General features: G+C 53.4%; 6 protein-coding genes. 4 read left to right on the forward strand and 2 right to left on the reverse strand.

The window, feature by feature from the left end:
* Positions 1-41 precede the first annotated feature (41 nt).
* Positions 42-3,344, reverse strand: a complete 3,303-nt coding sequence (locus F1593_RS09790; RefSeq protein WP_149401372.1) for a type ISP restriction/modification enzyme — start codon at positions 3,342-3,344, stop codon at positions 42-44.
* 542 nt (positions 3,345-3,886) lie between these two features.
* On the opposite strand from F1593_RS09790, the gene F1593_RS09795 reads away from it, so the two are divergent.
* Together F1593_RS09795 and F1593_RS09800 are read left to right on the forward strand one after the other, a co-directional pair.
* Complete coding sequence (locus F1593_RS09795; RefSeq protein ID WP_149401373.1) at positions 3,887-4,447, forward strand: REP-associated tyrosine transposase; 561 nt, start codon at positions 3,887-3,889, stop codon at positions 4,445-4,447.
* Positions 4,448-4,515: 68 nt separating this feature from the next.
* The gene (locus F1593_RS09800; protein ID WP_149401374.1) at positions 4,516-4,863 is read left to right on the forward strand and encodes a hypothetical protein; all 348 of its coding nucleotides are present in this window, start codon (positions 4,516-4,518) and stop codon (positions 4,861-4,863) included.
* 14 nt (positions 4,864-4,877) lie between these two features.
* Here F1593_RS09800 and murJ read toward each other — a convergent pair whose 3' ends face one another.
* The gene (murJ, locus tag F1593_RS09805; protein ID WP_149401375.1) at positions 4,878-7,133 is read right to left on the reverse strand and encodes a murein biosynthesis integral membrane protein MurJ; all 2,256 of its coding nucleotides are present in this window, start codon (positions 7,131-7,133) and stop codon (positions 4,878-4,880) included.
* A 352-nt stretch (positions 7,134-7,485) separates the two neighbouring features.
* Here murJ and F1593_RS09810 point away from each other — a divergent pair, with 352 nt between their 5' ends.
* On the forward strand, positions 7,486-10,098 hold the full coding sequence (locus F1593_RS09810; protein ID WP_172632006.1) for a serine/threonine-protein kinase: 2,613 nt from the start codon (positions 7,486-7,488) through the stop codon (positions 10,096-10,098).
* Between the two features lie 337 nt (positions 10,099-10,435).
* Complete coding sequence (locus F1593_RS09815) at positions 10,436-13,117, forward strand: hypothetical protein (protein WP_149401377.1); 2,682 nt, start codon at positions 10,436-10,438, stop codon at positions 13,115-13,117.
* Position 13,118: the final 1 nt, after the last annotated feature.

Raw genomic sequence — 13,118 nt, forward strand, 5'->3', positions numbered from 1 at the left:
GCACGGAGGTCCGCACCTACATTGCCATAGTTGCCGTGTCTTCAGGCGAGGGGCCAGCCGCCGTGCTCGTCAATCATGATATCGATCTTTTCCATGAGCGTGATGGTTTCGCTGAGAGCGGCAACGATGCGCTGATAGTGCATGATATCATTGAAGTCGAGCCTGCGGCCCTTGCGATCCTTCAGCCACTTCTGACAGACCTGATAACCGCCAACGTGGAAATCCCACACCTCGGACGGCACACCTTCAAAATATTGCGTCTTATTAATCCAGACCCGACCCTGATCTGGGGCATCAGCGCGTTGTGTATAATCGATCTTCTCCACCACATTGTTCCCCGGCACTGGATACTTCGCCGTCTGTTTGCCAACCTTCTCCATCAAATGCAGCCCCACCAACCGCTCGCCCAGCGCACACAGCTCACGGAACAGTTCCACATCCGAGGTCAGCGGCAAACGCGGAAAATCAATCTTCAAGAACTCAGCATACCGCTCACGATACATTGGCGCATGAAAGACAGCATACATATAGTTAAAGATATCTTCAGGCCCGAAGGTCTGTTGCAGGTCGCCTTTGCCATCCTCGATGAAGTGCAAGTTGAGTTTATTTGCAAAGTCTTTAATAAATTCAGTGGAGAGATTAGGGTGACGGCCACCTGGAGCGTCTGTTGGTGAATCGACTTCAAAGAGTGTGACTTTTTTATCAGGGTATATATAGAGAGGAAATACACTAGCAGCACCTTTATTGCTGTAAAAAACTCGATCTATAATAGGTTTATTTGTTACCAGGAAATGAGAACAACCATCTTGTAGTGCGATTTGGCGCATTGCTAACAATGCTAGATTGGGTTTTAACAAAGGTTCCGTTACTTGTTGGCGTGGCCGGTCAATTAGTTCTTTGTGATAGTAAAGGGAGCGTATGTCAAATGGTCTCCACAGACATTGCGTAAATCCTTTCTCCCAATCGTTATCTGAGCGAAGTTTTGCACGTGCTTTTAAGATATTCCAAGTACCCAAACCAAATAATTCTCTTATTTCATCATCGTGCTGAATATTGGAACGAAATTGTGTGATACGTGAACGAAGAACATCATTATCTACATCTGTAACAAAATAATCTCGGTGGGTTTGCATCCCAATATTATTTATCGGAAATACATCAGTTAATAACCAACCAGGCACATATTCTTCTCTCAAATGAGCATCTTGTGGCACAAACAAGTAAAAGGGCTTCTCTATCTTCAACATTGTCCATTCAGTAGTTGTTACATCATTCTCAGCCAGCCAATGATATTTACCGCTGACAAGCTTTTTGTCCTGGTCTATCTTCTCATATACTTCGCGTGGTCCCCAGAGATGGGCATGATGTACCTGTGCTGTTTTTGATGTGCTTATTTTCTTTTGTCGTTTGACAAAGATGCCGATGGCTGTGCCCTGCTGAATATCAAAGACATTTTCGTCCTTCGATCCATCGGGTGAACGTTCTTTTTTCTTGCTATTACCATGGAGATCGAGGATATAGATGTCATCAAAGCTCTGCATGAGGCTCTGGCGCATTCCTCTAAAGGTGGGATTGTCCAGGTAGCCGTGGTTGGTGATGAAGGCCAGGATGCCATGCCCTGTCTGCTCAATACGCCATTGGGCAAAACGGATAAACTTGACATAATCGTCATTGAGCCATTTGGGATTACGCTCGCCCAGCGATTGACCATCAACCTCAAAGTAATTTCCGGTCAAGCGACCTGTCTTTGCATCTTTTCCATGCAGTAAGTCCTTGATCCAATCTCCATTGTTGGCGGAGTGACCAGAATAAGGTGGATTCCCCAAAATTACCATCACAGGATAGTTTTGTTTGACTCTGGCTGCCTCGTTGGCTTCATCAGAAATATAGCGTCCCATGAGCAGGTCGGAGCGTTTGAGGGCTTCGTCGAGGGTGTTGGTGAGGTAGATGCCGAGGCGTTCGTTGGTTTTGAAGTCGTAGGCCCAGGTTTTGCGGTCGGCTGGTGGGAGGTCGAGGGCGGCGAGTTGCATGCTGAGTTTGAGATGGGCCATGGCATAGGGGGCGACGAGCAGTTCGAAGCCGAAGAGGCGCGGCAGGAGATGTTCTCGTACGTAGCCGGACCACATACCGGCGTTGCCCATGCGCTGATAGCTTTCTCGAATATGGGCGATGACGTTATAGAGAAAGGTGCCGGTGCCCGTGGCTGGATCAAGGATCATCACACGTGGGGTTCTTTCAATGTGTTCCTTGCCATCCTCACCAGTATAGGAATAGGGGACGGTCGAGGTGTCGGCGAGGCCCTCGGCACAGTCAAAATGTTCACGGAGCAGGTGATCAACGGAGCGCACAATATAGGAGACAACCGGCTCAGGAGTATAATAGACGCCACGCATCTCGCGCATCTTAGGATCATATTGTGACAGAAAGGTTTCATAGAAGTGGACAATCGGATCTTCCTGGCGCGTGCGTTTACCGAAATCCGCCAGTACCGCCTCCATATCGGTAAAGGCCAGCACCTGGGCCAGCTCATCTACAAAGCCTACAAACGGCTCATCATCCAGATCTTGACCGGCAATCGCGCCAAAGAACTTCCGCAAGAAGGGATTGGTACGTGGGATCTCACTGGCGGCGTCCCTACGGGTGAAAGCCGCATTGCCTGTATGATTGTAGCGGGCCGCGAACAGGCCATAAGCGATCGTCTGGGCAAACATATCGGCAAAGGCATTCGTGGTCAGATCGGGGATCAGCAGGTTCTGGAAGGTCGTATAGAGATCTTTGATATTGTCGGAGGCTTGCTTCTTGTCGAACGCATCAATGATAATATCGCGGATCATATGGGCAAGGCGGGCCATCCGTTTCGCCAGTTCCTCCGGCTTACTGATCCGTGCGCCGCGATGTTGCAGGAAGAGTTGCAGGAGTTCTTCACCCAGCTTTACGCCATCCTTATCCAGCACAATCTTCTTATTGCGGATACTCCCCAGGCGGGCCGACATGCGCTTCTCGCCCTGCACATACCAGCGAAACTCCAGATAATCCGTCAGGATCAGATTATCCAGGGCGCGCAGATAGCGCTTCAGTTGTTCATCCTTCTCAACCTTATCCAGAGGACGGCCAACATCCTTCGCCTCCACATAGCCAATCGTCAGTTTATCGTGCTTGCGCTGCACCACATAGTCCGGCGCGCCGCACTCCATGCGCTTCGGCTCATTTATCGCCTTCACATCCGTGCCTATCTGCTCAAGAAGATTTTGCAATGTTTCACGATAAGTATGTTCCGTCGCCTCACCACCCTGAAAGTACGCTTCAATCTTATCCAAATATCCTTTTAATAGCGCATCAGCCACAGGATTCCCTCCCTATAGAGAAAGACATTCATATATTTATTTGTAATGTTTTTATAGTTTACCTTATATCTGCATCATAAGCAATAAATAAACCACCTGATCGCAATGGTGGAAAACGTCGGCTCTGCACCCCGAAAAACGTGGGTGCGTGCCAAGGTCCCAACCGTTTTCCTCTTCCTCGTATGCTCTGCCCGCCCGTAGCCCGTCGGCTCATCCATACCCCGACAGCGGTGCCAGGGGACAAGAGGGAGCGTTGGGGCGCGATGGTCGTACGAACAACGGCAAAGCGCACCTCGGTTGCGACCTCGGCACGCACCTACAGTGTTGATCCCATACCTGCGTGCCCGTCGGCATCGAGGCCCACAAATGTGGTTGAGGTCCGTTACCCTCAATATCGCTCCAATAACGCGAATCTTGATGGAGAAGTGGAGGTGCGTGCCGAGGTCGCAACCCATTGCTCTGCATGTTTCCATTTTGGGATGCGATCGATGTATAGAAAGAGTAGAAGGAATGTTGTGACGTGGTGAATTGAAAGGTAGTAGATGAAATTGAAGAATCTTCCAAATCAGGGTTTTGTTCAAGTGAAAGCTCGTCGTCTGCCCCATTATGATTATAGCAATGATGGAGCTTATGCTCTCTGTATCTGTGCCCAGGACCGTCGCCGAGAACATTTTCTGGACCTCCCCGAACTAAAAGAGATCCTCATTCAAGAATGGGAAAAGCTCCCACGGCGCTATAGCAACGCGTTTATCGATATCATCGTGATTATGCCCGACCATTTACATTCTATCCTTTTGTTAGATTCTGCTCACAGTGAAAAACGCACAAGCGTATCCAATATTGTATGTGGTTATAAATCAAACGTGACGCGCCGCTGGCGTAATCTGTTGACCGCCAACAAGAATGAAGACGAGACGCTCAAAGAAGTATGGCAAATGAGCTTCTATGAACATATCATCCGCCAAGAAAATGATTTAGAAGCACAGCGCAATTACATGCGCAATAACCCCATCAAGGCTCAACTAGAACCTATACAAAATTACGTCTATAATGACCACCAATGCCCTTACGATTCCTGCGAGCATATTCCTTTCCCCGAATAACAGCTCATCCCTAGCGTTGTGATCCTCAATACCGCTCCAATAACGCGAATCTTGATGGAGAAGTGGAGGTGCGCTTTCCTCTTCATCGTACGATCCGCTCGCCCGTAGCCCGTCGGCTCATCCATACCCCGACAGCGATGCCAGGGGACAAGAGGGAGCGTTGGGGCGCGATGGTCGTACGAACAACGGCAAAGCGTACCTCGGTTGCGACCTCGGCACGCACCTACGTTGTTGATCCCATACCTGCGTGCCCGTCGCCGTCGGCTCATCCATACCCCGACAGCGGTGCCAGGGGACAAGAGGGAGCGTTGGGGCGCGATGGTCGTACGAACAACGGCAAAGCGTACCTCGGTTGCGACCTCGGCACGCACCTACGTTGTTGTTCATTTTTATGCGGTTGGGCATTTTTTGGGTGAGCTTGGTTGGTGCGCTAGATCCAGGAGAGTTTGAGGCGGTCGAGGATGCGTTTGAGTGAGCTGAGTTCTTCGATTTTTAGCCAGCGTGTCATGCGTACATAGAGGAATACCCCTACGAAGCATTCGATGAGCAGCTTGATGACGGCTTCCAGTGCTCCTCTGACGCCTAGATTGGGTGTGCTGGTGGTGACAAAGACGGCGTCGAGGATGAGGCGGACGATGAGTAGTCCAACAGTCATGGGGAGCACGGCGATGAGGACACGTCCGACGAATTGGCTAAGTTCACGCAGACGCAGGCCACCAAGGCGTCGATGCAGGAGCAAGAGGAGTACACCGGCCTCAACAAGGTTGGCAATCGAGGTGGATAGGGCGAGCGCGCCTAAGCCCCAGACCATGCCGAAGTAGGTGGCGTTGACGATGGTGATGCTCAGAGCGATCTTGAAGATAAACTGGGCGATACTGACAATGACGGGGGTGCGGGTGTCGCGCATGGCGTAGAATGAGCGCACGAGGATTTCGACGGCGGCCAGCGCGGGCAGGCCGAGGGCGTAAAATGCCAGCGGGACGACGGTGGCTTGTGCCAGATCCAGGGTGAAGTTACCATGTTGGTAGAGGACCTGGAGTACGGGCAGTCCCAGGATGATTAGTCCAATGCTGGAAGGGACTGAGAGGAAGATGATGCTGCGCAATGTTTCCAGGATAGTGTTGCGAACACGCTCGAAACGCCTGAGGGCGACATTTTCGGCCAGCATGGGAAAGGCGGCCGAGGCGGCGGAAAGACCAAAAATACCATAGGGTAAGAGGACGAGTGTGAAGGCAAGGTTGTAGAGCGTGAAACCGCCACCGGTGGGATCAACGACGAGGGAGATCAGGGTGCGGTCCACAAAGGTGGATAAATAGACCATCGCAGAGTTCATGATGCGCGGCAACATCTGGCGTGCGATCTGGATAACGCCGGGATGCTTCCAGTCAAAGGCGCGCAGGGAGTATTGCATGCCGACTTTGAAGAGGCCAGGGATCTGATAGGCTACCTGTAATGCCGCGCCCAGCACGACTCCCCAGGTAGCCAGAGACATGGCAAGATCATCGTTGCGATGCCCAATCAGTAACAGGAACAGGCCGGGCAGGAGTCCCAGGATCAACCCCACGTTATAGAGGACGGTGCCAATGGCGGGCAGCTTGAAATTTTGCCTGGCGTTGAGCACCGCCGTGACGATGACCCCACCACCCAGGATCACCGATTGCAATAGCATGACGCGGGTCAAGGAGGCAATCTGATCCAGTTCTGTGGGCGAGTAGTTGAAGCTGTAAAGCGGGACGAGCTGACGTGCGAAAATGATAAAGACGAGGGCCAGGAAGGTCATCAAGGCCAGAGAGAGATTCAGGGCCGAACTGGCGATGTGCCAGGCTTTTTTCGCGTTCCCTTCCCCGATCATATAGTTGGTAAATACGGGGATAAAGGCAGAGCTGAGCGCGCCGCCTGAGATAATATTGAAAATAAAGTCGGGGACGAGAAAGGCTTGATAGTAGATGTTGGTGAGATGGTTCGCGCCAAAGACAGAGGTGAACATCATTGAACGTAACAGGCCAAGGACTCGGCTGGCGACAAAGGCGACGGTTAAGATGGCGGTGGCCCGGCGCACAGTCACCTTTTGCATCACACCTGTATCCTGCTTTAAGAGGCCGGATGGTTGGCGAAAGGGGCGCGTGACAGGCGAACTCTCAACACTTACCGGAACACTGGGAGCAAGCGGCTGGGAGACTGGTGGAAACGTCGCGCTGGCGGTCGGCAGAGGATGCACGCCGGAACTACCGTTATCCGGTATCGGCAGCTCAGGATCACTGAAGCGAGGGCTTTTCCCATTGCGCCAGGGAAACGTTCCGGTGCCGTCTCCATCCTGCTCATTGCGCTGTCGACGACGCATGCGCTCCTCAAGAAACTGCTGGAGACGCTCCTGTCGGAGTTGCGCGATGGGTTGGGCTGGCTGCGGAACCTCGAAATATTGCTGATCAGTGGTCTGCCCAAACCCAAAGGTGGCACCCATATCTTGAATAGGCTGCTGATACTTTGGATCTTGTAGTGTCCCATTGGGACGGCGTTCCGGTCCCGTGGGCGCTGGCGAAGGCGGTATGAGATCCTCTGCCGGTGCTGGCGTCTCATCTGGTTGTGCAATCTCTGGTCTTCCATCTAAATGATGGCGTGGCACCGATGAATCCTCAGGATTAGAAGGCTGCTGCTCCGGGTGCGGATATGCTGTTTCGTTTTCCACATTCTTCTCTATTGATGCATTAAATATATTGAGATAATCAATGACAAAAAAACTCTATCTTATGATATATCCAATTTAACATAGTTATCCCAGCTATGACTAGTGTTACCACAAAAAAGTACCGATTCCAGCCACCCATATACCTCCTTCCTGACAGCTAATATCATCTGTTACCGGCATATCGCCTGATTCTGATATGTTCTTTGCAGAGAGCGATGCGCTCACCCTTGCTTTTCTCCTATCAGCATGAAATAATTGCCTGTATGATATATATTTATGCGCTATACGATGTATTTCTGATATTGAGACGACTTCTTTGCTGTCGTCCTTAAATATGTGCGAGGGTTTAACGATGAAACTGTGGCGCTATAATCGACCTCTGGAGATACTGGGACAGCGCTATCGCCTGGATGGGGTGCTGGGAAGTGGCGGAATGGCCGATGTCTGTCTGGCCTGGGATGAACACGATGCTCATGAGGTGGCAATCAAGGTGATCAAGCCCAATGATCTCGATCAGCAGACGCTGGATCGCTTTTTGAAGGAGGCAGCTCAGGTGGCGCGCTGGCGACATCCCAATATCTTGCGCATCTATGGCGATGTACGCCTGGAGCTGTTGGATGTGCGGCAAGGATCGATAGTTCCTTATATAGTGATGGAGTATGCTCGCAATGGGGATCTACAGAAGCGCCTGCGACCCGGCACAGCCTATCCTTTCTCCCAGACACTCACGATCTTTGAGCAGCTCTGCGAGGCCGTTTCGTATGCCCATGCCCAGGGTGTGATCCATCGTGACCTGAAGCCGCTTAATATCCTCTTCCGCGCCCTGCCCGATGGTAGCGAGCAGATGGTGCTGAGCGATTTCGGACTGGCCGTGGAGAAGGATGCATCCCATTTTACCTTCGCCGCCGGTGGCACTCTCCCCTATATGGCACCTGAACAATTGCGGGGCCAGGCTGAAGCGGCCAGCGATATCTTCGCGCTCGGCGTGATCCTCTATCAACTCTGCACTGGTCGCCTGCCCTTCCGCCGCTCGCTGGTCGATCTGCGCCGCCGTGATCCACTGCCCACACCGCCACGACCCGGCATGCTCAATTCGCTCCTGCCACCCGAACTGGATGCTGTGATCATGCAGGCGCTATCCGAGCAGCCGCAGCAGCGCTATCCCGATGCGCTCGACTTCTGGGCCGCCATCCAGGAAGTCGTCTCAGCCAGCACCATCGCCGCGATTTCGCGCCGTGAAGCGCTACGCCGCACCCTCTCCAATCCATCCATGCAGGCCATGCCCGACTCATCCTCCGGGATGGAGGCGACCAATGCCCTGCCACGCGTCACTCGCTCCTCACATCCCTCACAACCTGGCCTGCGCTCAAGAAGAGATACCAGACGCATACCAGCCATGCCCGGCAATACTGCCCACCTCCCGGCCATGCAAGCACAGGTGGGCAGCGACATCATAGAGATCGGCAATAGGCAGACGGGCAGGCAACAAGCTATCCAGGCTCGCTCACAACAAACAGGTCGGCGAACAGCCATCCAGGCCCGCTCACAGCAAACGGGCGGGCAGGCGGTACTATCCAATCGCGGGCCGATTACGCCGTCGGACAGTGAGCAGTCAGCCATGCCACGCGATTCCAGCGCCTCCCATCGTAGCCAGCCCCTGAGCATAGCCGAACCGGATGAAATGCTCCCGATGCCCGGCACGCCGTCAACCCGTCAGCACAGCGCACCGGGACAGCCGGTCACAACAGGCACCAGGAAAGCCGCGTCAGTATCACGACGCTGGCTCATCGGTGGCGGCATACTGGTCCTCATGCCCATCCTCGGGCTGCTCTTTGTGCTGATCGCGCCCGGCCTGGGCCTCATCCACAGCAATAAAGTCACCGTCACCATCAATCCACTCAGCCAGACGATAACTGATAGCCAGAACATCCAGCTCGTCAACGGGCCGACCAATACCCAACAACTCCAGGCCCCCGGCCACACCATCAGCATCAATAGCCTGCCCCAGAACCAGACCGTCCAGGGCACCGGCCATAAACACACCAATGGAACCGTCGCCAGAGGCATGCTCACCTTTCTAAATGGCTCCTTCAATCCTTTCAGCGTAAGCACAGCAATCACAATCCCTGGTCCTAACGGCGTTCAGTTCTTAACAGACGGTCCTTTTACGATCCCAGCCAATGACCCCAATACAAAATTATTAGGCAAAGTAACAGTACCAGCACATGCAACTCAGATTGGGGCACAGGGAAATATCCAGGCATTAGCGATAAATCAGGCGTGTTGCACGCAGGGAAATTTTGTAGCGGTCAAAAATACAGCCGCATTCACTGGTGGTCAGGATGCGCAGGATTATACGTTTGTTCAGCAGGGGGATGTGGATGCGGTAGTGAAGACACTTGCGCAGGGGTTGGAGTCGTCTACGCGTAGCGCGCTCGGTCAGCAGGTTCCGGCGGGCGAGCAGTTATTGACTGAGAGTGTACAATGTCAGCCGACGGTTAAAACTGAGCAACCAGTAGGAGATAAGGGCCATAATGTTACCAGTACAAAGGCGACTGTGACGCTCACCTGTAGCGGTACGTCCTATAACAAGGAGGCAGTGCAGAAGTTGGTGCAGACGCGTCTACAGCAAAAGGCTCTCGCGACGCTGGGAACGGGATATGCTCAGGTTGGATCGCTTCAGACGACCGAGACTTCTGCTACGACACAATCGGGTGCTCTGCTTTCACTGCTTACAACCAGTTCGGGCCGCTGGACCTATCAACTAAGCGAGAGCCAGCAAGAGCACCTGCGCGAGGAACTGGCCGGAAAACAGGTCACGGTAGCCCAAAATCTGATCAATGGGCAAAAGGGCGTCGCAACTGCGTTTATTTCAATGGGGGAGAATGGCGCGAGCGGGAGCAATAATACAGCCATCTTACCTACCGATCCAAGCGCCATCACCATTATCATCCGACAACCATAATTTATAACGATAGCGGTGATCAGGTGGCAAAAAAGGAAAAGGTCAACCTCGCGAGCCATTCGACGCCGCGCAAACGTATACCAGACAATAGTATACCAGGAATATCGCATAAACCCTGGAATAATCTTTTTAGCGACCAGACACGAATATATACCCTGTGTTCGGCGATCCATTGCAGCCAGATCGCTCAACGCACACCTGTCTGGCATTTATTATGGAAGATAATTTTCTCATACCGGATAAACAATTTGTTCATCTCTTTCCGAATTGGCTGATATAGTGTAAAATGAACGCCATAGGCGAGAAACGCAATTTTATGGCATAGAGGGATAGAATTATGAGACAGGGTAACGGCACGGATTTGCTGGGAATGAATGACCCTCGGAGTGCAAGTATAGGTGTCATCTATGTTTCTCCCACTGATGATCGCAAGAGTGTGCTCGCTGCCATCCTGACGCAGGGCAAGCTGAGCCGCCAAGAGATAGTCATTGTGCTACCAAACCCCAATAAATCTTTTCAACGTCCACAGGATTTCGACGATCTCAAGAGTGTCCGCCTCAGAGTCCAGGGCGAAATTATTTTTATCGCACCCCATGGCCCCGGACCGGCGGAATTTGCTCGTCAGCGTCAATTTCCGGTCTATGACTCGCTTGAGGAGTATACGCAAGCCTTGCGCGATGGCGAGATTGATGATCTGCCCGATGAAGAGCCAGCGCCCGCGCCTGAGAAGAAATGGGGCCTCTTTGGTGGTCGCGGCAAATCCGCTGCGGCTGGCGCGGCCGCTGGCGCAGCTTTAGGGAGCGCGGCAGCCAATCGTCCGGCTTCGCAGCCGCTCGATAGAACGCTCCAGGGGCCGCGACGCTTCCCGGCCTTTAATGCGACCCCACAACCCGGCAACCCGGCAGAGAATCAAATACCCGCCACGCCACGCCTCCCATCCACACCGAGCGCCAATCATGGCTCCAGCCTGGATGAGGATGAGGATGATGCCCTGCCACCACCTCCATCTGAACAACAACGTAGCGGGGGTGCCGCTGCACTGGGCGCGGGCGCGGGTCTGGCCGCCGATCATTTGGGGGGACCAGGTCGCCAACCACAGCAGCCATCTGCCATCGATGATGACGATATGGAAGATCTCCCTCCACGACGTGGGGCGACCAATCCCCGGGCCAACACACCCGGACAGCGCAGCCCGCGTTTATCCGCGCCGCTCGCGCAGAACTCCAATCAAAATACCAATCAGGGCAACGCGGATACTGGCAACGGACCGGGCATCATTGATCTGCAACCAGTGAACGCGCCGCGCACAGGTGGACGCATCACGCATAATCCATTAAGACCCAATGAGCCACCCGCCTCCACACCCAACGATCTGGATGAGGAGGATTATGAGGATTATAAGGATTATACGCCGCCGCCCACACATGGCGCGACCGGCAGTAAGAAACGCCGCACCGGCAGTATGGCATCTAGCGCCGCAGGCGCTGGTGCCCTGGCCGCGGGTGCCGCAGCTGGCAATGCCAGCGCAGGGAATCAGCAGGGAACAGGGAGCGGTTCAACCGGTCATATGGCCGCGCAACGCCCGATTCCGCTCGGTACTGGTCCCACCCCGGCCAATTTTCCCAATCGCAACCAGCGCAGCACGCGTAGCAATCGTGGTCGCATCGGCGGGCTCATCATTGGCTTGATCTTGCTCCTGGTACTCAGCCTGTTCCTTTGCTCGTTCTTCTTTCCCAGCACCTTTAATAGCACGGTTGTCCAACCGCTCTCGCAGATCATGCCCGGTAGTAAAAATGCCGGTCCGGCCGTGCAACCCGCCGTGACCGTCAAAATTACACCCAACAGCCATGTCGTGCAAGATAGCTATGTCCTGCAAGCCGTGACCGGCAATCCACAGGCCAATCTCGGACAGATCAGCCTGCGCCACCTCACAGCCTCGCCAGCCCCACAATCCCGGCAAGTCAACGCCACCGGCCATACCCAGACCACAGCAACACAGGCCACTGGCACCATTACATTTTTTAATTTCACTGCACCACCAACGCCACTTACCATCAAAGGAAACACCATTTTCACTCTGTCAAATGGCGTACAAATCGCAACGGATACCATGGCTAATATACCGGCAGGTACATTGAATGGGTCCCTCACACCTGGACAACGTACAGTCAGAGCACATGCACTTGCCGCTGGCACAGCAGGCAACATTGCTGCACAAAGAATAAATGGATCATGCTGCGTTGCAAATGTAATCGCAGAAAACCAGAACTCATTTACAGGTGGACAGAACCCACAGGATTATGTGTTTGTGCAGAAGAGCGATGTGGATGCGGTGGTGACGCCGCTGGTGAACTCGCTGGCTCAGCAGGCACAAACTACCTTTAATAAAGAGCTGAAGTCCAATGAGAAGCTGGTGGGGACGCCGCAATGCTCACAAAATGTTGATAAGAACAATGCCGCCATCGGGGATCAGGGACATAATGTCAACTCGACGAATGTGACTGTTTCGGCGACCTGTACTGGTATGGCCTATGATCAGACGGGGGCACAAAAAGTGGCGCAGGATCGCTTGCAGAAAAAGGCTGCCGCTGATCTGGGTAGCGGCTATGCTCTGTCCGGTGATGTGACAACCCATATCGTGAATGTCACCCCACAGGGACAAAGCGTGGCCCTGCAGGTGAATGCACAGGAGACGCTGGCTTATCAGTTGAGCGATGCTCAGAAGACGGCTCTTGTCAATCAACTGGCTGGCAAGAAAGTAGCTGCCGCCCAGGCGATTCTGAATGCGCAGCAGGGATTTAAGCAAGCGACAATTACGACGGCAGGCGGCAATAACGCAACCTTGCCAACCGATCCAAACCAGATTAAGCTTGAGCTGGAAGCCGTGACCGGCGGTAGCGCGGGCCCAGGCACGACGCCGAGCGGTGGTAGCACACCTCTTCCCGTCAATGGACCAAATGCGACCGCGACGCCCTCGATCGGGCGTGGAGATATTCCGACGAAAGCACTGAAAGGATAAA

The sequence above is a fragment of the Dictyobacter arantiisoli genome, from assembly GCF_008326305.1.
Taxonomy (GTDB): domain Bacteria; phylum Chloroflexota; class Ktedonobacteria; order Ktedonobacterales; family Ktedonobacteraceae; genus Dictyobacter; species Dictyobacter arantiisoli.